This is a genomic window from Halomonas sp. 3A7M (assembly GCF_014897875.1).
Classification (GTDB): Bacteria; Pseudomonadota; Gammaproteobacteria; order Pseudomonadales; family Halomonadaceae; genus Vreelandella.
Window position 1 is genome coordinate 14593 of sequence record NZ_JABUZD010000069.1, and the last position, 25294, is coordinate 39886.

General features: G+C 51.6%; 20 protein-coding genes. 15 read left to right on the forward strand and 5 right to left on the reverse strand.

Translation table 11 applies throughout. From position 1 onward, the window contains the following. Positions 1–146: 146 nt before the first annotated feature. Positions 147–1133, reverse strand: a complete 987-nt coding sequence (locus INT19_RS06090) for a LysR family transcriptional regulator (protein WP_193060128.1) — start codon at positions 1131–1133, stop codon at positions 147–149. A 228-nt stretch (positions 1134–1361) separates the two neighbouring features. Here INT19_RS06090 and INT19_RS06095 point away from each other — a divergent pair, with 228 nt between their 5' ends. The 6 genes from INT19_RS06095 to INT19_RS06120 all read left to right on the forward strand — a co-directional run bounded on the left by INT19_RS06095 (position 1362) and on the right by INT19_RS06120 (position 9119). Further along, positions 1362–3920, forward strand: a complete 2559-nt coding sequence (locus tag INT19_RS06095) for a DUF3141 domain-containing protein (protein ID WP_193060129.1) — start codon at positions 1362–1364, stop codon at positions 3918–3920. Positions 3921–4223: 303 nt separating this feature from the next. Continuing rightward, positions 4224–6851, forward strand: a complete 2628-nt coding sequence (gene topA / locus INT19_RS06100) for a type I DNA topoisomerase (protein ID WP_193060130.1) — start codon at positions 4224–4226, stop codon at positions 6849–6851. Further along, positions 6848–7309 (forward strand): DUF6586 family protein, encoded by a 462-nt coding sequence (locus INT19_RS06105; protein ID WP_193060131.1) that lies wholly within the window; start codon positions 6848–6850, stop codon positions 7307–7309. The genes topA and INT19_RS06105 overlap by 4 nt, the downstream gene beginning before the upstream one ends. Positions 7310–7362: 53 nt before the next feature. Next, complete coding sequence (locus INT19_RS06110; RefSeq protein WP_193060132.1) at positions 7363–7827, forward strand: 2-hydroxyacyl-CoA dehydratase; 465 nt, start codon at positions 7363–7365, stop codon at positions 7825–7827. A 173-nt stretch (positions 7828–8000) separates the two neighbouring features. Beyond that, positions 8001–8633 (forward strand): L,D-transpeptidase family protein, encoded by a 633-nt coding sequence (locus INT19_RS06115; RefSeq protein ID WP_193060133.1) that lies wholly within the window; start codon positions 8001–8003, stop codon positions 8631–8633. Between the two features lie 222 nt (positions 8634–8855). After that, the gene (locus INT19_RS06120; RefSeq protein ID WP_009723517.1) at positions 8856–9119 is read left to right on the forward strand and encodes an Lpp/OprI family alanine-zipper lipoprotein; all 264 of its coding nucleotides are present in this window, start codon (positions 8856–8858) and stop codon (positions 9117–9119) included. Positions 9120–9208: 89 nt separating this feature from the next. Here the strand turns inward: INT19_RS06120 and INT19_RS06125 are convergent, their stop codons facing one another. Next, entirely contained in the window at positions 9209–10336 is a 1128-nt protein-coding gene (locus INT19_RS06125; RefSeq protein WP_193060134.1) for a L,D-transpeptidase family protein, read from the reverse strand. A gap of 106 nt (positions 10337–10442) precedes the next feature. After that, positions 10443–13892 (reverse strand): transcription-repair coupling factor, encoded by a 3450-nt coding sequence (gene mfd / locus INT19_RS06130; protein ID WP_193060135.1) that lies wholly within the window; start codon positions 13890–13892, stop codon positions 10443–10445. 254 nt (positions 13893–14146) lie between these two features. Between mfd and INT19_RS06135 the strand changes: the two genes are divergently transcribed. The 9 genes from INT19_RS06135 (at position 14147) to sthA (ending at position 23856) form a co-directional block, all read left to right on the forward strand. Continuing rightward, the gene (locus INT19_RS06135; RefSeq protein WP_193060136.1) at positions 14147–15601 is read left to right on the forward strand and encodes a glyceraldehyde-3-phosphate dehydrogenase; all 1455 of its coding nucleotides are present in this window, start codon (positions 14147–14149) and stop codon (positions 15599–15601) included. Positions 15602–15918: 317 nt separating this feature from the next. Beyond that, the gene (locus INT19_RS06140; protein WP_038483635.1) at positions 15919–17268 is read left to right on the forward strand and encodes a Na(+)-translocating NADH-quinone reductase subunit A; all 1350 of its coding nucleotides are present in this window, start codon (positions 15919–15921) and stop codon (positions 17266–17268) included. Continuing rightward, positions 17268–18494, forward strand: a complete 1227-nt coding sequence (locus INT19_RS06145) for an NADH:ubiquinone reductase (Na(+)-transporting) subunit B (RefSeq protein ID WP_193060137.1) — start codon at positions 17268–17270, stop codon at positions 18492–18494. The genes INT19_RS06140 and INT19_RS06145 overlap by 1 nt, the downstream gene beginning before the upstream one ends. Beyond that, positions 18494–19315, forward strand: coding sequence for a Na(+)-translocating NADH-quinone reductase subunit C (locus INT19_RS06150; RefSeq protein ID WP_089038115.1), 822 nt, complete (start codon positions 18494–18496; stop codon positions 19313–19315). Before INT19_RS06145 ends, INT19_RS06150 begins: the two co-directional genes overlap by 1 nt. Before the next feature lie 2 nt (positions 19316–19317). Beyond that, entirely contained in the window at positions 19318–19986 is a 669-nt protein-coding gene (locus tag INT19_RS06155) for an NADH:ubiquinone reductase (Na(+)-transporting) subunit D (protein WP_089038116.1), read from the forward strand. A 1-nt stretch (position 19987) separates the two neighbouring features. After that, the gene (gene nqrE / locus INT19_RS06160) at positions 19988–20605 is read left to right on the forward strand and encodes an NADH:ubiquinone reductase (Na(+)-transporting) subunit E (protein ID WP_009723509.1); all 618 of its coding nucleotides are present in this window, start codon (positions 19988–19990) and stop codon (positions 20603–20605) included. Positions 20606–20673: 68 nt separating this feature from the next. Then, the gene (nqrF, locus tag INT19_RS06165; protein ID WP_193060138.1) at positions 20674–21906 is read left to right on the forward strand and encodes an NADH:ubiquinone reductase (Na(+)-transporting) subunit F; all 1233 of its coding nucleotides are present in this window, start codon (positions 20674–20676) and stop codon (positions 21904–21906) included. A gap of 203 nt (positions 21907–22109) precedes the next feature. After that, entirely contained in the window at positions 22110–22364 is a 255-nt protein-coding gene (gene nqrM / locus INT19_RS06170) for a (Na+)-NQR maturation NqrM (RefSeq protein ID WP_009723507.1), read from the forward strand. A gap of 100 nt (positions 22365–22464) precedes the next feature. Then, positions 22465–23856 carry a Si-specific NAD(P)(+) transhydrogenase gene (sthA, locus tag INT19_RS06175; protein ID WP_038483647.1) on the forward strand — a complete coding sequence of 464 codons (1392 nt, stop codon included), beginning with the start codon at positions 22465–22467 and terminating at the stop codon, positions 23854–23856. Positions 23857–23897: 41 nt separating this feature from the next. Here sthA and INT19_RS06180 read toward each other — a convergent pair whose 3' ends face one another. Beyond that, positions 23898–24839 (reverse strand): PA2778 family cysteine peptidase, encoded by a 942-nt coding sequence (locus INT19_RS06180; protein WP_442311553.1) that lies wholly within the window; start codon positions 24837–24839, stop codon positions 23898–23900. A 10-nt stretch (positions 24840–24849) separates the two neighbouring features. Beyond that, on the reverse strand, positions 24850–25263 hold the full coding sequence (locus INT19_RS06185) for a PA2779 family protein (protein ID WP_193060139.1): 414 nt from the start codon (positions 25261–25263) through the stop codon (positions 24850–24852). Positions 25264–25294 lie beyond the last annotated feature (31 nt).

Consider the following 25294-nt stretch of genomic DNA (forward strand, 5'->3'; position numbering starts at 1 on the left):
GATCGCCTGCGCGAATACATGCCAAACCCTGAAGATTCTGAATGATACGTAGGTAGTAGACTAATGTAACATATCTGTTGGTTAACAAGACACTAAGCGCCCTTCATCGAACCGCCAAACAGACAGTCCAGCCAATCGGCAGCCCACTATAGTGACAGTAAAGGTAGGCAGGAAACGCCGTGGCTAGGCAGCGGGCTAGAGGGGGCTTGGAAATACCGACGAAAGTCTGGCAGGTGTTCCCGTGTAAAGCGTAAAAATAGATCAGCGACTGGTGTCGGAAAATGATCGCGACGATACACCGTGCACCACGAGCGCCGAATGGGGAAGTTAGGTAAGGGGAGCGCGGATAGCAGCCCTTGCTCTAGTTCAAGTTGAACCGCCAAACGGGGCAAAACGGCAACGCCTAAATGGGCCATAACGCCTTGTTTAATTGCTTCATTAGTGCCTAATTCAATGCGGTGGGGAAGGCCGACTTCTTGGTCAACAGCCAGTTGCTCAAATGCGATACGTACCCCAGAACCTGGTTCACGCATCAATACATAATGGCGCGCAAAGTCGGCTAATGTGGGTGCTTCCATGTGAAGTAGTGGGTGGTCTGGCCATACGAGAGCGATGAGTTCATTTTCAAGAATGGGCATGACTACCAGGTCGTCGTCTTCAGGCACCATGGCCATAATCACGACATCATCTTTTTGTTCTGCCAGCCTTTCCAGCGCTTGACTGCGGTTGCATACCTTTAGACGAATGCGTACGTCGGGGTAGCGTGCTCGAAACCGTGCCAGTAAATAAGGCACCACATATTGGGCTGAGGAGACTGCCGCGATGTTCAGCTCACCGCTAATGCTGCCATTAATCTCCGAGAGATTCATTTGCAGTCTAGAGAGCTGTCCGAAAATTTCGCGTGTGGAGAGCGCTAGGGTATCCGCGGCAGGTAGCACGTGAAGGGTTTTACCGGCATATTTAAACAGCGGCTGACCAAGAGCGAGTTCTAACTGACGAATTTGTGCGCTAACCGCAGGTTGGGTAAGTCCTAGCTGCTCGGCTGCGCGAGAGTAGGAGTGCTGGCGGTGAACGGCCTGGAATACCTGTAATTGTCGGAAGGTCAAACGGTTGAGTAGTGTAAGGGATGACATAACAACCTCTAGGTATACACCCTCCGAAGATAGAAAGTGCCACAAAACAAAAAGTCTCAGCATTACGCTGGAAATGCTACCACCGATGATGTGCGGCGTCTTTATGACAACAATGATGAATTTGCAAAGGTAAGCATCGACGTTATGCAGCGAGTGGCCTAAACTATATTGCATTGCAGCATCAACGCTTCGGGACGGATGCTTTGCATCAACCCAATGGGAGAATTTATGAACTTTCTCGCTCATCCTTTGTTGCCTGGCAGCGCGCTGAAAAGCCTGTGGCCAGGAGCGTCTGATCAAATGGCTCCATTACCGGTCGGCGAGGCCTTTGCTAGCATGGTAGATCCGTTCGGATTCGGACGGGCTGCAGCGGGCTATTGGCGCGACAGTATTGAGCGTAGCGTCCTGTATTGGGATGTTATGCGCGAACGCGGAAATCAATATCTTGAGCATATGGAGCAAACCAAGCCGAACGTGCTTGGATTTGATACAGAGGTGCTCATGGATGGACGCACGCTTCCCCATCCAACCAATTATGAGCTGCTGAGAGTTCTTCCCCCCAGCCATATTCAGATTGACCCTGAGAAACGACCGTTTGTTGTCGTGGACCCCAGGGCAGGTCATGGCCCTGGTATCGGCGGGTTCAAGCCTGATAGCGAGCTTGGGGTTGCTCTAAAGGCTGGTCACCCTTGCTATTTTATTGGTTTTTTGCCTTTTCCTGAACCGGGGCAAACCGTTGAGGATGTGGTAGAAGCGGAAATTGCGTTTTTGCGTCATGTTATCGCTCTGCACCCAGAAACAGCTGAAAAACCAATGGTGGTGGGGAACTGTCAGGCGGGTTGGCAAATAATGATGGCTGCAGCACTTGAGCCGGATGTGTTCGGTCCGATTCTTATTGCCGGTGCGCCGCTTTCTTACTGGGCTGGGGAACACGGTAAAGCGCCTATGCGCTATACCGGTGGTATGACCGGTGGAAGCTGGATTACTGCTTTAACGAGTGACATTGGTAACGGTCTGTTTGATGGTGCTTGGCTAGTGCAGAACTTCGAGCGTCTCAACCCAGCCAATACCTACTGGAAAAAGCAGTACCATCTGTATGACAACATCGATACCGAATCCAAACGCTATTTAGAGTTCGAGCGCTGGTGGGGCGGTCACGTTGTTTTAGGTGGCCAAGAGATCCAATATATTGTCGATAACCTTTTTGTTGGTAATCGTCTCTCGACGGCTCAGCTAGTGACTCGCGATGGCCGCCGTATTGATCTTCGCAATGTGCGCTCACCTGTTGTCGTATTCTGCTCGCGTGGTGACGACATAACGCCGCCGCCTCAGGCGCTGGGTTGGATTCGTGATTTATACGAAGGCGAAGAAGATATCATCGCCAACGAGCAGACGATCGTGTACTGCATGCACGACACAACAGGGCACTTAGGGATTTTTGTTTCCGGTAGTGTGTCGCGCAAAGAGCATGCTGAGTTCACGGCCAACATGGACTATATCGATGTTATGCCGCCCGGACTGTATGAGACAACGGTCTCGCATGCCAGCGAGCGAGATGATGCGGAGTTGCTTGAGCGTGATTATTTGCTTGAGTTCACATCGCGTAACTTTGAGGAGCTGGATCAGGATGTAATGCATATCCCAGAGGATGATCGTCGGTTTGCAACGGTTGCACGTATTTCTGAGATCAATCTTGGTTTCTATCGGTTATACGTTCAACCCTGGGTGCAGGCCATGATGACGCCAGAAGCGGCACGCTGGATTCGTCGTATGCATCCTATCCGGTTAGGCTACAAGCTTCTATCTGATCGTAATCCGCTGACAGTTCCGCTGCCGGTGATGGCTGAAGCGGTACGCAGCAATCGTCAGCAAGTGGGTCAAGATAATGTTTTCAAAGCACTAGAAACGATGTGCTCCGATCAAATCGTCGCTAATCTCAATGCCGTGCGAGATTTGCGCGATAGCACGACGGAAAGGCTGTTTATGGACATTTACGGACAGCCTCTATTGCAAGCAGCGGTAGGTTTGCATGGCGATGCGCATGTGCATCGTCGTCGTCCTGGAGCCGAGCCAGAGCATCAGCGTTTTGTTGAAAACCGCAAAAATGAGCTGCGCAATAAAATAGCCCAGGGTGGCGCTCACGAAGCAGTCATGCGCTCAGTTATCTATGTGTTAGGCGGAGCCCCAGCAACAGATGAGCGCAATTTCAAACGGTTACGTGCTTCCCGTGCTGAGCTAGAGCCTAGTTCAACGTTGAGTGAATTTAAGCGTTTGGTGCGCGATCAGTTCTTTATCCTGAAATTAGATCGTGAGCGAGCGCTATCGTCATTGCCTGAGCTGTTAAAAGGGCAAAGCAGCAGTGACATCGACGGATATATTGAGCACCTTATGCATGTGTTCGCCGCGAGCGGTGAATTATCCGAGCACGCAGCAGAGCGTTTTGAACAGGTGAAGACGCTATTTGATCAAGCGAGGCCGCCGAAAGCCGCTCAACCAAAAGCTACTCAGCCAAAAGCCGTGAGCGCACCCGCTACTGACACTAAGCAAGCAGGTGACCAAGGGGCGGCTATTGATACGCAAACCGCTGCAAGCTCTCCAGCTGAAAGCGTGGTGACAGAAGCTGAAAGCGTGTCGACAGAGACAGTATCGGCGGAAAAGGAGGCTACCCAACGCGCATCTACCGAAACGGTGCCTGCTACTAATAATGTAGCAGCAGATGCAGCTAAAGAAGCAAGCAAGCCTCAGCCAAGAGCGGCGTCGCGTAGGAAACCACCGCGCAAGCGCTAAGTGTTGTAGCGTTTGTCTACGCCCCTGTTTTGATACAGGGGCGTTTTTTTGTTTCCGTATTTTGGGTTGCCGTCTGCGTATTGGCAGTCTAGTGTCTAGCTACTTCATTATGAAAAATAGTACGGATAGACACCTTGCGCTTCAGCATTAGTTTGTTACTTATGCGTCGGTTGTTACTGGCGATTGTTGCGGGCCTGGGGTAGGGTAGGCGCATTTTTCTCATGGTCGTCAAGTGGTAACAACAGGCGACAACGTATTCAGAGCATGGGCGATAGCGCCTGAGCATTAGGAAAGTGGAGTACTATGGGCAAGTCACTGGTCATCGTCGAGTCGCCTGCGAAAGCGAAGACGATCAATAAGTATCTCGGCAACGATTTCATCGTAAAGTCGAGCGTGGGTCACATCCGTGACCTGCCGACCAGCGGCTCAGGTAAGGCAGCCTCCGACCCGAAGGAGCGCGCTCGCCAGGCTGCGGCAACACGCAAGATGTCGGCGGAAGAGAAAGCGGAGTACAAAAAGCGTAAGGCCCATGATCAGTTAATTCGGCGGATGGGCATCGACCCGGATAACGGCTGGGAAGCGCGCTATGAGGTGCTCCCGGGTAAGGAAAAAGTCGTCGCTGAATTAAAGAAGCTGGCTGAAAAAGCTGATGCTGTTTATCTCGCAACGGATTTGGACCGCGAAGGGGAAGCAATTGCCTGGCATTTGCGCGAGACGATTGGTGGTGATAACAGTCGCTATAAGCGCGTTGTATTTAATGAAATAACCAAAAATGCCATTCAGGATGCGTTTAAGTCGCCAGGGGCGCTAAATATTCCCCGAGTGGAAGCGCAGCAGGCGCGCCGCTTCTTGGACCGCGTTGTTGGTTTTATGCTTTCACCGTTGCTGTGGGCCAAGATTGCCAGGGGCTTATCAGCAGGTCGTGTTCAATCTGTCGCGGTTCGCCTGATCGTTGAGCGTGAACGAGAAATTCGTGCGTTTATTCCTGAGGAGTTTTGGGATGTGCATGCAGATCTCGCTTCCCCGGATGGCGAGCTGGTTAGATTTGCGTTGGTGCGTCAGGATGGTAAGCCCTTCCGTCCTACCTCCGAAAAGGACACGCTTGCACGCATTGAGCAACTGCGCAAAGCCAAGCTTGCGATTACCTCCCGTGAAGACAAACCGACGAGCTCTAAGCCTACCGCGCCGTTTATTACCTCAACATTGCAGCAGGCTGCCAGTGGCCGGTTAGGGTTCTCTGTTAAGAAAACCATGACCATGGCTCAGCGTCTCTATGAGGCCGGTTACATTACCTATATGCGTACCGACTCCACCAATCTTTCAAAGGATGCGGTAGAGAGTGTTCGCTCGTTTATTGGTGATGAGTACGGAGCACGCTATTTACCAGACTCTGCTAACCGTTACAGCAGCAAGGAGAGCGCCCAAGAAGCCCACGAGGCGATCAGGCCCTCTAGCGTTGAGCGCAAGGCCAGTGACCTCTCTGGAATGGAGCGTGATGCAGAGCGTCTCTACGAGCTGATTTGGCGTCAATTTGTGGCCTGTCAGATGACGCCTGCTGAGTACCTTTCCAGCACGCTGAGTGTTGAGGTTGATGGCTACGACTTGCGCGCCAAAGGGCGAGTGCTCAAGTTTGATGGTTACACGCGGGTGATGAAGCCATCGGGTAAAAATGAAGACCAAAGCCTGCCTGACTTGCCGAAGGGCACGGCGATGGCGCTTGAAAAGCTTGATCCCCAGCAGCACTTTACTAAACCGGCCCCGCGTTATACGGAAGCCAGCTTAGTAAAAGAGCTCGAGAAGCAGGGCATTGGCCGTCCTTCTACCTATGCTGCCATCATTTCCACGATTCAGGATCGTGGCTATGTAAAGCTTGAAAATCGCCGCTTCTACGCCGAAAAGCTGGGTGATATTGTCACCGAACGGCTGAAAGAGTCTTTCCCCGATTTGATGGATTATTCGTTCACGGCTCGAATGGAAGATAGCCTGGATGAAGTTGCGGAAGGTGAGCGTAACTGGCAAGCCTTGCTGGATGCTTTTTATGGCGAATTCAGCCAAGAGCTTAGCAAAGCCGAAAGCGACGAAGGAATGCGCCCTAATCAGCCGGTTCCTACCGATATTGACTGCCCAAGTTGCGGTCGCAAAATGCAAATTCGGACGGCTTCTACCGGTGTGTTCTTGGGTTGCAGTGGTTATAACTTGCCGCCCAAAGAGCGCTGTAAAACCACCATTGATTTAATTCCTGGTGAAGAAGCTGTTGCCGAAGATGCAGGCGAAGAAGCAGAAACCAACGCACTCCGTGCCAAGCGTCGTTGCCAGAAGTGCGGAACGGCCATGGATAACTATCTCATCGATGAGGGCCGCAAACTGCATATTTGCGGCAATAGCCCTGATTGTGATGGTTATGAGGTGGAAGCGGGCAAGTTCAAAATCAAAGGCTACGACGGCCCCATTATCGAATGCGATAAGTGTGGTTCTGAGATGCAGCTTAAGTCAGGTCGATTTGGCAAATATTTCGGCTGCACCAACAGCGAGTGTAAAAACACCCGCAAGTTGCTTCGTAGTGGTGAAGTGGCACCGCCCAAGATGGACCCCATTCCGATGCCGGAACTGGCCTGCCAAAAGGTAGAGGATCACTACGTACTGCGCGATGGTGCCAGCGGCTTGTTCTTAGCGGCCAGCAAGTTCCCTAAAAACCGTGAAACTCGTCCACCGCTGGTAAAAGAGTTAAAAGCCCACGCCGACGAACTACCGGAAAAGTATCACTTTATCTTAAAGGCGCCCAGCGAAGACCCGGATGGCCGTCCTGCGCAAATTCGCTATTCACGGAAAAATAAAGAGCAGTACGTGATGACCGATGAAGAAGGCAAAGCAACCGGCTGGAAAGCCACGTTTGAGGCGGGTAAATGGCACGTGGAGGATAAGCGCAAGTGAGCCCACGTTCTCGTACCAACCAACTGCTTTATCAAGCTGAGCTTTTGGTTGGCCTTCCAACAGGTAATGACGAACATACTCAAGCTCGTCAAATGGCGATTGAAGAGAGCGCCTTGGCGCTCTTTGAGCTGGCATTAAACTCGCTGCTCAAAGAAGTGACCGAGCATGCGCGTCTTAACGAACATGGCTGGCAAGTGCTCCTTAATGAGAAGGGGCCTGCCGTTGCTGAGCTGCAGCGCTTAAGAGATATGTTGCAGCAGCCGGATAGCTGGTTGCACTGGCTGGTAGGGCAAATTGAGAAACTGCACAGTGACGAGGGGGCTAGTAAACGCGCAGTGCAGAACCCCTCAATGATCGCTGTCGGCAGCCAAGTGAGTGTTGCTGAGCAGCTGTTAACTAACCTTCATGCTGCAAAACGTGACATTGCAGCGCTACGTGAAACTAGCCAAGAGTGGTAATTATAACGTCAAACGTATTGCCTAGAGAGAGTGAGTCGCAAGAGGAGATATAGATGCGCTATAACCAAGTCAAAGACTTCGTTGAATGGGCCGCGGATTATCATGGGCGCATGGCGCGCCAGTATCGTGCCGCAGCCGATTCAAGTGACCATCAACGTCTTGCCATGGCGTTAACGTATTTAGCCGACAGCGAGCTCCGGATGAAGACTGGGCTAGAGGCGCTTTTTAGTGATGGCTTTAATCATAAAGAAGTGTTGGAAATATGGTTTGATGATCCTAATGACTTTCCTCAGCCTCCAGTGCTTGAGGCGCTTGCGCAACAAACGATAGCAGACTCAATTGATGAACTAACTCGCGTAGCGGTTGAGTCGCATCGCAAGCTGCAGGACCTCTATGAGCACCGTGCATCACGGGCAAAAATAGAGCCAGAGGAAACTTTTTTTAACGCTTTGGCAGAGGGACATCATGCTGAAGCGCGTAAGCTAGTAGCGAGTATGCAAGAATTCGAAGATCTCTAGGCGGGTATTTGAAGTGATTTAGCTACCGTTTAATAAGGGCGCGGTTGCCATATTGGCGCGCTGGCTTGTTATTTGGCTTTTTGAAAGCACTGACATTTGGTGTGAGAATAAGGTATAACAACCGCCACAAATGCTTTGTTGGCTGGTGATGCTGGCCTATATAGAGAACGATAATGATGCCTGTAAACCGTCGCCGTTTTTTAGCGTTGGCGCTGGGCTGGCCTGCTGTGGCCAGTGCAGCGACTTCCGGTAGCTTAAATAATTATGAGCCCACAGATCTGGTTGAGACGCTGCTTTCGCGTGCGAGTATCCCGCGTCACAGCAATGAACTATGGGTGTTAATTGATGATAAAGACGCCACGTTGAGTGTCTACCGTGGTAATGCGTTGGTTGAGCACTACGCGCCCATATCCCTTGGGCGAGGTGGGGCGAAAACCCAGCGGGTTCGCGGTGATAACGTGACACCGCTCGGCGAGTTTCGAATTAATCGATTTAATTACGAAAGTCAGTGGCATATCTTTATTGGTATCGATTATCCTACGCCACCTCATGCGAGGATGGCGCTCGAAAAAGGCATTTACTCCCAAGCGGATTATGATGCTTATTTTGATCACTATCAGCGCCACGGCTCACCACCGCAGAATACGGCATTAGGCGGTGCCATTGGTATACATGGTATTGGTGAGGGTGATCCAGATATTCATGGCCGGTTCCATTGGACTCAGGGTTGTGTTGCTGTCACCAACGAGCAAATTGAGCGCGTTGCGTCGCTGGTAGGTGTTGGCACTCGCGTAGTGATCCGATAGGCTATGCTGTTGAAGGAAGTTAAAGGTTTTAAATACGTGGCTATAGACAACCGCTGTGGTCTATTATAAAACAGCGTTTGACTTGCGTGCATTGGTGTAATGCCATGGTACAAGTCGCTGTAAAGAACCTGCACCGCAGGTAGACAAAATTGAGCTAACGCTTTAGCCTTAAATTTGTCATACCCTTAACGTTGTACCCAAGGAAGACTCAAGGAGAACATTATGACTCTGAAGACTGCTCTGAAGATGACTGCCGCTGCCGCTTCACTGGCAATCCTGGCTGGCTGTGCTTCTACCAGCGCCCTGGAAGAAGTTCGCATGACTGCTGAATCTGCACAGGCTGATGCCGCAGAGGCACGCAGCATGGCTTCACAAGCAATGAACACTGCTAACCAAGCTCAGCGCGATGCGCAAGCTGCTCTGCAGATGTCTCAGCAGAACCGTGAAGAAATGAACCGCATGTTCCAGCGTTCCATGCAGAAGTAATTCTGCCTGGGCTCTAAGTGTTAAAACTTAGGGTTGCTGTAGATGTAAAAAAACCCCGCCTCGGCGGGGTTTTTTTATTTTGACTAAGGTTATGCCTCTTCCTCGGCTTGTGTCGCTGTTGTGAGCTCAATTTCTTCGAATAATCCATCAAGCTCCACAGGCTCTTCTTCAGCAGGGGCTGGTGCTGGTGCTTGAGGGCCATACAGCGCTATAAGGCGACCATCCGGATTTTCTACAGCTAGTTTTACCTGGGCATAGTCAACTTCTGCTTGGTCTTCAGCCAGTTCGCTTACTCGTTCGATGGCATTAAGCAGTGGCTCAAAATCGCCAACGTTTTCTTCAAGCTGAGGGTAAGACTGCACAAACAGTGTGCCGTCCGCTGCCCAGCCTGCTTTAAACGGTGCATCCATCAAGTTGACTTGAGTGCCGGTAGGCATGCGCTCGTAGAGCGATTTGATATCTTCGGGGAACATGCGGATGCAGCCGCGGCTGACCCGCATGCCCACGCCTTCAGGGCGGTTGGTACCATGAATCAGGTAGCTAGGCATCGCCAGCAATATAGCGTGACGACCCAGTGGGTTGTTGGGGCCAGCAGGCACAATAGACGGGGCTGGCTCGCCACGTGCAGCTGCTTCACGACGCATAGAGGCTGGCGGCGCCCAGGCAGGATCTTTTACCTTTACGGTCGTGCGGGTAATGCCGACCGGTGTGGCAAATTCCTCACGGCCAACACTGACAGGGTAGGTTTCAACAATGCCGGGGTTGTCAGCCGGATAATAATAGAGTCGCAGTTCAGACAAATTTACGACCACGCCTTCGCGGGGTGCAGGCGGTAAAATATAGCGCGCAGGTATAACGATTTCTGTGCCTTCCCCAGGTACCCACATGCTGACGCCTGGGTTGGCCATACGAATTTCTTCGTAGCCAATGTTATGGCGTCGCGCGATATCGATGAGTGTGTCTTCAGGATCTTCTACGACGACGGTGTAGTGTTCTCCAATAATGTCGCCTTCTTCAGGAAGACGAAAATGGCCGCGGGGTAGTTCTCTTTGCTCAGCGAGCTGGTCAGCGCTGGTAAGCGCCTCTTCTGTAGCAGGGGCTGAGCCTTCAGCTGTATCGGCTGAGGGCTGTGCATAAATAGGGGTAGAGAGGCTTGCTGTAAGTAAGACAGCTAAGCTCGTTGGGCCCCAGGCGTTATATAGCTTACGAATGTTCATGGTGGTTCCTAATTAATTTATGCGCCACATTGCTGCAAACTAGCATTGTCATGGGCGGCAGTTAGAGGGCCGTGCGTAGGGCTTTCATACAAGTTTGCCCCAAGGTTCACGCCGCCGCTACTTTTTGATTGAGTGTTGTAAGCAGAGCTTCGACTTTATCAAAACGCTGTTCGGTAGTTTCCATTGGGAATTCAAACCGTAAAGTGTCTGAGCCATCCAGTCGGTAGTGCTGTGGCGATTTTTGAATGAGTGTCACAAGTGTTAATGGATCGACCTGGGTAGAGCCGTTGAAAAGTACTCGTCCACGGTTTTCACCGGCTTCAATGCGCGCGACACCTAGTTGTTCAGCGCGGTGGCGAAGCCTAGTCTGGCGTATCAGGTTCTTCAAGGGCTGAGGAAGGAGTCCAAAGCGATCAATAAGCTCGACTTGTAGCTCCTTAAGCTCAGCGTCGCTCTGGGTGTTGGCGATACGTTTATACATCACCAGGCGCTGTTGTACGTCGTGAATATAGTCATCTGGAATCAATGCTGGCAGATTGAGACTAATCTCGACACCGGTGTTGAAGGGGGCGTCAATATTAGGCGTTTTGCCCGCACGAATAGCCTTCACCGCGCGATCCAGCATTTCCATGTAAAGCGTGTAGCCGATGGTTTCCATTTGGCCGCTCTGCTCGTCGCCCAGGAGCTCGCCTGCGCCACGTATCTCCATGTCGTGACTTGCTAAGGTGAAACCAGCACCGAGATCATCAGAGGCGCTAATCGCTTCCAGGCGCTTTACGGCATCTCGTGTCATTGCCTTGGGGGGCGGCGTTAGTAGGTAAGCATATGCTTGGTGGTGGCTGCGTCCAACGCGGCCACGCAGTTGGTGTAGCTGGGCCAAGCCAAACTTATCGGCGCGCTCAATCAGAATCGTGTTGGCGCTGGGCACGTCAATGCCCGTTTCGATAATGGTAGAGCACACCAGTACATTGAAGCGACGATGATAGAAGTCTGACATGACTCGCTCAAGGCTGCGCTCGGGTAATTGGCCGTGAGCAACAGCAACCCGTGCCTCTGGCACCAGTTCGCGAATCTGTTCGGCAGCATTTTCAATCGTTTTGACTTCATTGTGCAAAAAGTAGACTTGTCCGCCGCGTAATATTTCACGTAGCAGGGCTTCTTTAATGACGCTGCTGTCTCGCTGTTGCACAAACGTTTTGACCGATAAGCGCCGTGCTGGTGGGGTGGCAATAATCGAAAGATCTCGGATACCGCTCATGGCCATATTCAAGGTGCGCGGAATCGGTGTTGCCGTTAGCGTCAGAATGTCGACTTCGGCGCGCAGCGTTTTGAGTTTCTCTTTCTGTGCGACCCCAAAGCGGTGCTCTTCGTCGATGATTAAAAGCCCCATTTTGGGCAGCTCAACGCTTTTAGACAGCAGCTTATGGGTGCCGATTACGATGTCGGTTTGGCCATTTTTGATGCTTTCCAAGGTTTGCGTCATTTCCTTGCCGCCTGTGAAGCGTGAAATAAGACTAATATTCACAGCGGTGTCGGCAAAGCGGTCGCGGAAGTTTTCAAAGTGCTGGCGAGCTAACAGCGTGGTGGGCACAAGCACCACTACTTGGCGACCAGTTTGAACGGCCAGGAATGCAGCGCGCATGGCGACTTCGGTCTTGCCAAAGCCTACATCGCCACAAACGACGCGATCCATTGGCTGAGGAGAGATCATGTCGCTTATAACTGCTTCAATGGCTGCCTGCTGGTCAGGGGTTTCTTCAAATGGGAAGCTGGCAGAGAAGCGAACGTATTCATCGCCCGGCGTATCATAAATGAAGCCTTTCTGAGCCTCCCGCCGGGCGTAGATGTCGAGTAGCTCAGCGGCAGTGTCGCGGATTTTCTCAGCCGCTTTACGGCGTGCCTTTTCCCACTGATCTGAGCCTAACCGATGCAGCGGAGCGAGTTCGTCATCAGCGCCGCTATAGCGAGAAATAAGATGCAGGCTATCGACCGGGACATAGAGCTTGGCACCGTCGGCATATGAAAGCGCCAGGAATTCGTTAGCTTGACCGCCAGCTTCAAGGGTTTCCAACCCCAAGTAGCGGCCGACGCCATGTGCTTGGTGAACAACTGGTGCGCCTTCTCGTAACTCAGATAAATGGCGCACGGCCAATTCGTTGTCGTCGGTGGCTTTTTCTCGCCGCCGGCTCTGGCGCACGACATCGCCAAAGAGTTCGGTCTCGCTGATCACCGCGACATTCGGTTCGGTAAGCCACAAGCCGCTGCCTACCAAGCTTTCAGTAATGGCTATGCGGTCAGGGCTGCTTAAAAAGTCTTGGAAGCTATCAATATGGGGCAGGCTTAATTTGAGCGGCGCCAACACTTCTTCTAACGCTTCTCTGCGTCCCCGTGACTCGGCAACAAACAGTACCCGCGTAGCTTGCTGCGCATCCAGAAAGGTAGCCAGTTCGTTAAGGGGTTGCTTGGCGCGAGCGTTAATTGCCAGCGAGGGTAGCGCTTGGGCTTTCGGCGCCAGGGCATGGCGTTGCGTGTTGTCTTCGGTTAGTTCGATTCGGGGGCGAGCTTTGATCGCCGAAAAAACGTCATTAACGGGAATGAACGCGCGAAGCGGTGGTAAAAGGGGGCGTGTTGGGTCAACACCCAAATTCTCGTAGCGTGATTCAATAGACTGCCAGTGTTGCTCAGCTGCTTCGAATACACCTGGCAACAGTGCTACACGGGTGTCATCGGTAACGTGCTCAAATAAAGAAGCGGTTTCGTCGAAGAACAGTGGCAAATATTGTTCCAAGCCCGGGGAGGGGATGGCTTTCAGTGCGTCGTTATAGAGAGGGCACTGGCGCGGATCAACATCAAAAAGCGTTTCAAACTGTTCCCGGAAGCAAGCAGTGGCGCTGCGGCTGAGTGAGTACTCATGAGCTGGGAGTAGCTCAATCACATCGACTTTATGGGTAGAGCGCTGATTGCCAGGGTCGAAATGGCGTAATGTATCGATTTCGTCATCAAACAAATCGATACGAATTGGCTCATCCATACCCATGGCGAAAAGGTCGATGATTGCGCCGCGCATGGCGTATTCGCCAGGCTCGTAGACCGTTTCTACGGCACGATAACCTGCCCGCGATAGCGATTCGCGAAATGTTTCCCGATTTAGTTTGGCGCCCGCTTTTAGCGTCATCACGCGCCCAGCGATGTATGATACGGGGGGCAAGCGCTGCATCAGCGTATTGATTGGCACCAGCACAATGCCGCGTACGCCATCCTGCAGTAAGCGCAGCGTGCGTAGGCGTGACGAGATAATATCCTGGTGCGGGGAGAAGCTGTCATAAGGCAGCGTTTCCCAATCTGGAAAAGGCAGGACGGGAACATTGCTATAGAATGCCAGATCCTGTTCCAGGCGCTGTGCGCTGGCAGTATTCGGCGTAATAACCAATAATGGTGCGCTTAACGCGACCTGAGCCAGCGCCAGGGCAGTTGCACTGCCCGGCGGCGCTGTTAGGTAGAGCGTGTCGCGAATCCCTTTGGGCTGGGGCGGTTCGAGCAGAGAAAAAGAGGACATAGTCACGGTATCGTTTTGCGCTGAAACGGAATCTGGATCATACACGATCAGTACTTTCAGGCAGAGGCCTGCGCAAAGCAACCACTAGTAGTTAAGTAAGCCTTGTGGTTTCGATACACTATTGTGGTTTGTAGTCAATCCGCTTTTTCTGTAATACCCCTACATGTTGTGCGACTATCCATTCATTGCGGCATGTTGGTAAGCCCAGGATAATGTTCTAAGAAATTTCTTTTCACTACCCAATGAGGCCGCACGTGAGTCAGCAAGCTCTCGAAAACGTTTTTCAGGAATGGCAAAGCAACGAAGCTCTGGCTGAGCAAATGATTCCACTGGTGGGCCAGCTGTATCGCCAAAACAATGTTGTCGCCACTATGTTCGGTCGCTCCCTGATTAAGCGGTCAGTCATTCGCATCCTCAAAGATCACCGCTTTGTACGCAAAATTGAAGGCACTGAGCTATCTGTTGAAGATACGTTCCCCATCGTAAAAGCGATGAGCGAGATGAACCTCGGGCCTGCTCATGTTGACGTTGGTAAGCTGGCCGTTAACTTTAAGCGCCAGGGTGGTAGTGATCTTGATGCTTTCCTGCGTGAAGAGCTTGCTGAAATTATTGATGGCTTTCAGCCGAATGGCAGTAAAGGCGAGCCTCAAGATGTAGTGCTTTACGGCTTTGGCCGTATTGGTCGTTTGCTGGCGCGAGTAATGGTCGAAAAAGCGGGCGGCGGTAATCTGTTGCGCTTGCGGGCCATTGTTGTGCGTGGCCGCGGCGATGTGGCAAAAGACCTTGAGAAGCGTGCCAGCCTACTGCGTCGTGATTCGGTACATGGGCCTTTCGATGGCACGATTACCGTCGACGTTGAAGCGCGTACACTGATTGTCAATGGTAATGTGATTCAGGTTATTTACGCCGATTCACCGAGTGAAATTGATTACACTGCCTACGGTATTGACAACGCTGTGATTGTTGATAACACCGGTATCTGGCGCGACGAGGCTGGCTTGGGTCAGCATCTTGAGTGCAAGGGTGCTAAGAAAGCATTGTTAACGGCTCCCGGCAAAGGCGATATCAAAAATATCGTATTCGGCATTAATCATGAAACGATTGGCGATAATGACCGTATTGTGTCGGCAGCGTCCTGTACTACCAACGCCATTGTGCCAGTGCTAAAAGCGCTAAATGATGAATATGGCGTAGTGACGGGGCATGTAGAGACCGTGCACGCCTACACCAACGACCAAAACCTAATCGACAATTACCACAAAGGCGACCGTCGTGGACGTAGTGCGGCGCTGAATATGGTATTGACCGAAACAGGTGCAGCAAAAGCGGTCGCAAAAGCGCTACCTGAACTTGAAGGTAAGCTCACAGGTAACGCCATTCGCGTTCCTACGCCCAATGTTTCTATGGCTATTTTGAATTTAACCTTGGAAAAGGGCACTGATGCAGAGGCGTTGAACGATTACCTGCGTCGCGTATCGATTGATTCCTCCTACCAGAAGCAGATTGACTTCGTTGATTCAGCAGAAGTTGTATCGTCTGACTTTGTTGGCAATCGTCATGCGGGTATTGTCGATGCTAAAGCCACCATCGCAAACGGTAACCACGCCGTCGTTTATGTGTGGTATGACAATGAATTTGGCTATAGCTGCCAAGTTATTCGTATTCTTCAGCATATGTCTAATGTGAAGTTTTTGAAGCTGCCGCATTAAGCCGTTTGAGCATTAATGGCGTTTAAGCAGCAGTTAATGCGCTTTTAACCGCTAAGTTGTACCAAAAGCCACCTCCGGGTGGCTTTTTTGGTGTTGAAAGCGAGATCAGCTCAAGCGTCTATAGCACTTTAGGAGGCTGTCAGGGATGTGGTCATTGGCCGCGCTTATCTTTATAATACGATGGATTTTTCGGGGTGGTTCAAGCGTGCTTGAGCCTGACTGGTAACAATCTGAACAGACAATAAAAATTTACTGAACAGAAATAAGCATTCGAACCCCTTACCTTCGTATATCCGATCCATCAACTGGGCGAGACTATGATCGAAGTCAAAAAAGGCCTGGATCTCCCCATCACGGGAGCGCCCGAGCAGCGTATTGAAGATGCGCGGCCTGTGCGCCACGTGGCAATCCTGGGCACCGACTACGTTGGCATGAAGCCGACGATGGAAGTTCAGGAAGGGGATAAGGTCAAACTGGGCCAATTACTCTTCACCGATAAGAAAATTGATGGTGTACGCTTTACAGCGCCCGCCAGCGGTGAAGTAGTTGCTATTAACCGTGGCGAAAAGAGACGTCTGCTGTCTGTCGTTATTAAAGTCGATGAAAATGAAGAAGCGATGACATTTGCTTCTCATGATCGTGACGCTTTAGGGCAGCTTGAACGTCAATCTGTTGTTGATCAACTGGTTGAGTCAGGGCTTTGGACTGCTTTGCGCACCCGGCCTTTCTCTCGCACGCCAGCTATCGACAGCACACCTACCGATATTTTTGTTACTGCTGTGGATACTCATCCACTTAGCGCTGACCCTGCGGTAGTGATCAACGAAAACTCCCAAGCATTTGAAGACGGCCTCAAGGTGCTAACCCGCCTGACCGAGGGCAACGTTTTTCTGTGTACGGGTGCTAATGCTTCCATTCCTGGTGGTAATGTCAGCGGCGTAAAGACTGAGAGCTTTGCTGGCCCGCATCCGGCAGGTTTGGTAGGAACGCATATTCATTATCTTTCACCGGTAGCCCTGCACAAAAAAGTGTGGCACATCGGTTATCAGGATGTGATTGCGTTCGGCAAGCTGTTTGTAGAAGGCAAACTTGATACGAGCCGTATCATTGCTGTCGGCGGCCCGCGTGCTGAAAATCCTCGTTTATTGCGCACCCGTATTGGTGCCAGTACGGAGGAGCTCTTAGCAGGTGAGGTCATCAAACCCGATGACACCCGTGTTATTTCAGGTTCTGTGTTCTCTGGTGCCTCTGCTGAAGGGAGTCTGACTTACTTGGGGCGTTTCCATAACCAAGTAAGTTTGCTCGAGGAAGGTAACAAGCGCACCTTCTTGGGATGGATGTCTACGGGCGCTAATCGGCACTCAGTCATGGGCATTTACATTTCTAAGATTAAAGGCCTGAGCAATTATGCACCAACCACGTCAACCAATGGCTCTGAACGTGCCATGGTGCCGATCGGTGCGTATGAAGCCATTATGCCTCTGGATGTTATGCCAACACAGCTGCTGCGCACGCTGATCGTGGGTGACATTGAAGTTGCCATGCAACTTGGGTGTCTTGAGTTAGACGAAGAGGATTTGGCACTGTGTACCTATGTTTGCCCAGGCAAATACGAGTACGGCCCTATCCTGCGTGACAATCTCACCATGATCGAGAAAGAGGCCTGATGATGGGTATTCGACAAACACTCGATAATCTCGAGCCGCACTTCCATAAAGGTGGTAAGTACGAAAAGTTCTACCCGCTCTACGAAGCGGTAGATACTATTTTCTACTCGCCCCCCAGTGTTGCAAAAACCACCGCCCACGTGCGTGACGGTATCGATCTAAAGCGCATCATGATCACCGTTTGGCTGTGTACTTTCCCGGCGATGTTCTTCGGTATGTGGAACGCTGGCTGGCAGGCCAACACCGCTATTGATGCAGGCTATGCATCAATGAACGGATGGCGTGAAGCGATCATGATGACCCTGGCGGGTGGACATGACCCCAGCAGCTTATGGGCTAACTTTGTCCTCGGTGCGACCTACTTCTTGCCGATCTATCTTGTCACGTTTGTGGTGGGTGGTTTTTGGGAAGTACTGTTCGCAATCAAACGTGGTCATGAGGTTAACGAAGGTTTCTTCGTAACGTCGGTACTGTTTGCGCTGATTCTGCCGGCGACTATTCCGCTTTGGCAGGTTGCTCTGGGTATCACCTTTGGTGTGGTAATCGGTAAAGAGATCTTCGGCGGCACGGGTAAAAACTTCTTGAACCCCGCGCTTACTGGCCGTGCGTTCCTTTACTTCGCCTATCCAGCGCAAATCTCAGGGGATGCCGTATGGGTCGCCGCAGATGGCTATACTGGTGCAACTGCGCTCTCCATGGCGTTCCAAGACGGTATGACTGCGCTGACTGATACCATGAGCTGGTGGGATGCTTTCCTTGGCTTTATCCCTGGTTCAGTGGGTGAGGTCTCGACACTGGCGATCTTCATTGGTGCGGCAGTACTGCTGTGGACGCGTATTGCATCATGGCGAATCATGCTGGGTGTTCTTCTGGGCATGATCGCCACCAGTACGCTGTTTAATCTGATTGGTTCTGACAGCAACCCCATGTTTGCAATGCCCTGGTACTGGCATTTGGTGATTGGTGGCTTCGCTTTCGGCATGGTGTTTATGGCAACGGACCCGGTGTCTGCTTCCATGACTAACCAGGGGCGCTTGGTGTTTGGTGCGTTGATCGGTGTGATGACCGTCCTGATCCGTGTGGTAAACCCCGCCTTTCCTGAGGGCATCATGCTGGCCATTCTGTTCGCTAACTTATTTGCGCCGCTGATTGACCACATGTTCGTCCAGGCCAATATTAAACGCCGTCTCAAGCGGACTGGCGTAGCGGCCGAGGAGAATGCCTAATGGCACAAGGTAACAACTCCATCAAAAAGATCCTAACCGTAGCGTTTTCGCTGTGTATCGTGTGCTCGGTAATCGTTTCGACGGCTGCCGTTGCGCTGCGACCTATGCAGCAGCTCAACCAGGAATTGGATCGTAAAACCAACATTCTTAACGTGGCGGGTCTCTATGAGCCGGGCATGGATGTTGAGGAAGCGTTCAGCACGCAAATTACCGCACGTGTAGTTGAGCTGGATACCGGTGAGTACACCGATCAATTCGACCCAGCTACCTTCGATGGTTTCGAAGCCTCGAGTGATCCTGCAACGGGTCGTACGCTATCCGGTGATCGCGACATTGCAGGTCTGTCTCGTGTTGAAAACTTCGCGACTGTTTATCTTGTCGGTGATGCTGAAAACCCCGAGCAGATTGTTCTGCCCATTCGTGGTCAAGGACTCTGGGGCCGCATGATGGGCTTCCTCGCGGTTGAAGGCGACGGTAACACCATCGTCAGTATCACTTACTACGACCATAGCGAAACGCCTGGTCTCGGTGCTGAGGTAAATAATCCGCGTTGGCAAGCTCAATGGGAAGGTAAGAAGATTTACGATGAAGAGGGCGACCTCTCACCGGAAATCCACCTGACCAAAGGCGGCGCAAGCAACGAGTACGAAGTTGATGCGCTTTCTGGTGCAACGCTAACCAGTAACGGCGTGACCAACATGCTGCAGTTCTGGTTCAGCGAAGAGGCTTTCGCTCCGTATTTGGCCAACTTCCGTAGTGGTACTGAACCAGAAGATGCCGAAGACACCGATACCGACTTCGACGACGTTGAGGGGGCTTGATCATGGCGGATGTAAATGCAAAAAGCGTTTTAACGGCGCCGATTTTTAAGAACAACCCCATTGCACTACAAATTTTGGGGATCTGTTCTGCTCTAGCGGTTACGACCAGCATGAGTGTATCGCTGGTAATGGCGCTAGCGGTTACTTTTGTAACGGCCTTTTCGAACTTGTTCGTATCGTTGATCCGGAACCATATTCCGTCTTCGATCCGTATCATTGTTCAAATGACCATTATTGCGTCGCTGGTTATTGTGGTTGACCAGATCCTCAAAGCTTACGCTTACGAAATGTCTAAGCAGCTGTCAGTCTTTGTGGGCCTGATCATCACCAACTGTATCGTAATGGGCCGTGCGGAAGGTTTTGCGATGTCCAATACGCCGAGCATGTCGTTCCTTGACGGTATCGGTAACGGCTTGGGCTACGGCTTAATCCTAATGATCGTTGGCTTCTTCCGTGAGTTGCTGGGTGCTGGCAGTATCTTTGGCTTTACCGTCCTACCAACAGTGCAAAATGGTGGTTGGTATGTGCCCAATGGTCTGCTGCTCCTGCCGCCCTCTGCCTTCTTTATTATCGGTTTGCTGATCTGGGTTTTACGTTCAGTCAATCCTGAGCAGGTAGAAGAGAACGAGTTCAAAATGAAGCACAACACCAAGCCGAAGGAGGCCGTGTAACATGGAACACTATCTAAGCCTTTTCGTTGCTTCGGTTTTTGTTGAAAACTTGGCGCTGGCCTTCTTCTTAGGGATGTGTACATTCCTGGCGGTATCTAAGAAGGTTTCCGCTGCATTTGGCCTCGGGATTGCCGTTATTGTCGTACTGACAATCTCGGTTCCGGTCAACAATCTAGTGTTCAACCTGCTGCTGGCTGAAGGCGCTTTGTCTTGGACTGGCATAAGCGGTGCTGAAAACATCGATCTTTCATTCCTGGGTCTTCTGAGCTACATCGGCGTTATTGCCGCACTGGTTCAGATTCTGGAAATGTTCCTCGATAAATATGTTCCTGCGCTATACAACGCGCTGGGCGTATTCCTGCCGCTGATTACCGTTAACTGCGCCATCCTAGGTGGCGTACTGTTCATGGTTGAGCGTAACTACAACTTCGGTGAATCCGTAATCTACGGTTTCGGTTCTGGTGTTGGCTGGGCGCTTGCGATTACAGCGTTGGCTGGTATCCGTGAAAAGCTGAAGTATAGCGACGTGCCTGGCGGTCTTCAGGGTCTTGGCATCACGTTTATTACCGTTGGCTTAATGTCGTTGGGCTTCATGTCCTTCTCAGGCATTCAGCTTTAATCGGAGCCGGTTTTCTCGGCAGCTCAGGCTGCCGAGGTACAGAAAACCTTCAGCAATAGGAAACCGACATGGTTGATACATCTGTCATCTTGCTCGGTGTTGTCATGTTCACGGTCATCGTTATTAGCTTAACGGCGATCATTCTGGCAGCGCGCAGCAAGCTAGTGAGTAGCGGGGACGTGACGATTGAAGTCAACGGCGACCCCGAGCACACCCTGCAGACTCAGGCTGGTGGTAAGCTTCTTAACACCTTAGCTGCAAACGGAATCTTTCTTTCCTCTGCCTGTGGTGGCGGCGGTTCTTGCGCCCAGTGTAAGTGCCGAGTAGAAGAGGGCGGCGGCTCCATTTTGCCGACGGAAGAATCTCACTTCACTATGCGTGAGAAGAAAGAAGGCTGGCGTCTGTCTTGTCAGGTTCCTGTGAAGCAGGACATGAAAGTAGAAGTGCCTGAAGAAGTCTTCGGCGTTAAGAAGTGGGAGTGTGAAGTTACCGCGAACCCCAACGTTGCGACCTTCATTAAAGAGTTGAACCTGAAGCTGCCCGAAGGTGAGGAAGTTGCCTTCCGTGCCGGTGGTTATGTACAGCTGGTAGCGCCGCCTTACGATATTAAGTTCTCCGATTTTGACATCGAAGAAGAGTATCGTGGCGATTGGGAAAAATTTGATATGTTCAAAGTTTCCCATAAGAATAACGAGGAAGTTATCCGCGCTTACTCTATGGCTAACTACCCGGATGAAAAAGGCCTCCTCAAGTTCAATATTCGTATCGCGACGCCGCCTCCGGGTACAAGCCACCCGCCGGGCCTTATGTCGACCTACGTCTTCAATTTGAAGCCGGGCGACAAAGTGACCGTTATGGGGCCGTTTGGCGAGTTCTTTGCCAAAGACACTGATGCCGAAATGATCTTTGTTGGTGGTGGTGCGGGTATGGCGCCAATGCGTAGCCACATTTTCGATCAGCTCAAACGCTTGAAGTCAGATCGTAAAATTACTTTCTGGTACGGTGCGCGCTCTTGGCGTGAGACCTTCTACAACGAAGAGTATGATCAGCTAGCCGAAGAGTTCCCGAACTTTAAGTGGCACTTGGCGCTTTCTGATCCGCAGCCAGAAGATAATTGGGAAGGGCCGACAGGCTTCATCCACAACGTATTGTACGAAAACTATCTGAAGGACCACCCAGCTCCGGAAGATTGTGAGTACTACATGTGTGGGCCGCCCATGATGAACGCGTCTGTTATCAAGCTATTGCTCGATATGGGCGTGGAGCCGGAAAACATCCTGCTGGATGACTTCGGCGGTTAACAACGTGATTGTGTAAGTTGCCTTCGGGCATGAGCGGGGCTGGCCTTTTGGTCAGCCCCGTTTGTATGTGAATGGTTGAAAAACGATGAGTTGCCTGATCATTTTGAAGTGGCTGAGGTACAATAGGCATTAAAATTCTACGGCACTTAACGACATGACCGTTGTCGGCAGGTGAGCAGTTAATGTAATGCTGGGAGGTGAACATGACAATCTGGCTACTGGTATTTGGTTTTATGGCACTGGTAATGACGGCAATGGCCGTTGGCGTCTTAATGGGCCGCAAACCTATTGCGGGTTCCTGTGGCGGATTAAATCAGTTAGGCCTAAAAGAAGGCTGTGACATCTGCGGCGGTAAAGATGAGGTTTGCGAAGAAGAAAACCGCAAGCGTGGAAGTGTACGTCGGCGTAGCGATGAAAGCCGTGGAGCTGACCTAGGTTATGACGCAACGCGTCGTTAATCTAGCCACTGGCTGCTCAGACGCTCGCTTACCGCGAGCGTTTATGTAAATGCCATTGTTGAGAGCGCTTTTAAGTCAGGAATAAGGAGATCCAAGTCGTATGGCCGTTCACAATTACGATGTTGTGGTGATAGGTACTGGCCCCGCTGGGGAAAGCGCTGCTATTAACGCCGCAAAGCATGGCAAGCGAGTGGCGATTATTGAAAAGCAGGCCCAGGTGGGGGGTAACTGCACCCATTGGGGCACGATCCCTTCAAAAGCGCTGCGCCATCAGGTCAAACAGATCATGGCGTTCAATACCAACCGCATGTTCCGCGATATCGGTGAACCCCGCTGGTTTTCTTTCCCTAAAGTGATGGAGCGCTCGCGTGGCACCATCGATAAACAGGTCGAAATGCGCACAACGTTTTACGCGCGCAACCGCATTGATCTGTTTCATGGAGTGGCGCGTTTTAAAGATGAGCATACCGTGGTGGTGCGAGACCGGCAGGAAGGCGTGGAAGAGCTGGTAGCCAAGAAAATTGTTATTTCTACCGGCTCTCGGCCTTATCGTCCGGCGGATATTAACTTTCGTCATCCACGTATTTACTGCTCTGATACGATCCTCAGCCTTTCCCATACCCCGCGGACACTGGTGATCTTTGGGGCAGGTGTTATCGGTTGCGAGTACGCCTCTATCTTTTCGGGTCTTGGTGTTAAGGTTGATTTAATCAACAACCGCGATAGCCTGCTGTCATTTTTGGATGATGAGATCAGTGATGCGCTTTCCTACCATCTGCGTAAACACGGTGTGCTGATCCGCCATAACGAAGACTATAAAAGTGTCGAAGGTGATGAAGCCGGCGTAACCGTAAATCTGAAGTCGGGCAAGAAGATTCGCGCCGATGCATTTCTTTGGGCGAATGGCCGTACCGGTAATACCGATAGCCTTGGACTTGAGAATATTGGCTTAGAGGCAAACGGTCGAGGCCAGCTTAGCGTTGATGAGCACTACCGCACCGCGATTCCGCATATTTACGCTGCAGGCGATGTGATTGGTTGGCCGAGTCTTGCCAGTGCTGCCTACGACCAGGGATTAAACTCCTGTAACGAGCTACTGGAAAAAGAGTATCGCTTTGTTAGTGATGTCCCCACCGGGATCTACACTATTCCTGAAATCAGCTCTTTCGGCCCCAACGAGCGTGAGCTGACCGAAGCCAAAGTGCCCTACGAAGTGGGTAAGGCATTCTTTAAAGATACTGCTCGTGCGCAAATCACCGGCGATACAGTGGGAATGCTGAAGATTTTGTTCCACCAAGACACGCTGGAGATTCTGGGTATCCATTGCTTTGGTGACCAAGCGTCGGAAATTCTACACATCGGCCAAGCCATTATGCAGCAGGAAGGGGATGCGAATACGGTGAAGTACTTCATCAATACGACCTTCAATTACCCCACCATGGCCGAAGCGTACCGGGTGGCGGCGCAAAATGGCTTAAACCGAGTGTTTTAAAATGTTTTAAGTAGGGGGGCTATGTCCCCCATATTCACGCCTCACAAACCATCCAGCAGTTGCTGAGCGCGTGGTTGCCAGTCACCGTCTAAGGCGGCAGCCTGAGTGAGTGCTTCCCGCGCACCCTCGCTATTTTCCTGCTGAAGCCTGATTATGGCGACATTGAGCCATGCAGCGCCCATGGCAGGGTCAAGCTGTGTGGCTGATTCGAAGGCTTCTAGCGCTGCTTGAGGTTGTTGATCGGCGTATAGCGCATTGCCAAGTGCAAATTGACCTAGCGGATTGGCAGGGAAGCGTTCTACAAAGGCTTGCCAACTGGAAAGTGTTGCTACAGGCCCATGCTGCTCCTCGTAAGCGCTAATGGCTTCCAGTGCATTGCGGGCGGTAACGCCTTCGGGCAGGCTTCCTGGTTCGCTAACCACAAACCCCCAGCGCTCACTGCGTGCCCAGGTGGCATCAAAGCGGCTAAACGACATCGTATGTCGTTCGATTTCGCCACTACGTAAAATCAGCGTTTGATTAGGTAAATCAAAACCAATGGCCACCGCGTAGTGCCACATCGGGAAAGCTGGCAAGGCGAGGTTTTGCATCACCACTACAGGGTCACCTGCTTCCAAATGGCCGAGCAATGCATCCATGGTGCCACGAACGGGAATCGCCAACTGCTTATAACGGCGCACAGTGGCTAGCATTTCAGGCTGAACGCTACCTTCTCGCCCAGGCAGAAATACCTGTGGGATTAACTGCTCAAGCCCTGCATCTACCCCCTGGTGATTGAGCACCATTGCCAGTGTTGCTGGGCCACACTGATACGCCGTCTGGGCGTAAAACGGTACTTCGGTCAGCTCAGTTTGCGGTGCTAGGCTAGCTTTAGTGCTTTCTAGCAGCACCGGGCTTCTGGCGCAGCCGCTAAGCAGAGTGGGCAGCAGTAGGGCAAGCAGTAAAACGCCCGCAAAGCGGGCGTTTAAAAGGTGTTTCATCATGGCAGTCAAATCAGCGAGTGAACGGATAAACATCGGTCAGGCCGAGAATGTCTGTCACTAGTAGGATAACGAATACCGCAAACAGGGCGCCAATCACGCCGGCGCCGGCGGGCAGCTGTTCGAGTTGTTCGGCCATTTGCTGCGCTTCTGCATCGCTTAGTGCGGCAACGCGGGCTTCAACGTCATCTAGATCGACACCCTGCTTGAGCAGCTCTTCTTGCACATCTGCACGGGCGAGAATTTCATTGATACGCTCGCGGTCAGCACCTGCGCGGTCGCCTGCTAAAACAGATTGGGTAGAGACTAAGTCTGTAGAGGTAGCGTCCATACTCTGCGGGGCTGTGGGCGCAGCGGCAACAGGTAGGCTGGTAATGACTAACGCAGCGATCAGTAAGCTTGAGAGATAAGCACGCACTTTTTTCATTGTCTTCATCCTTAGACGTATCGGGGAGCAA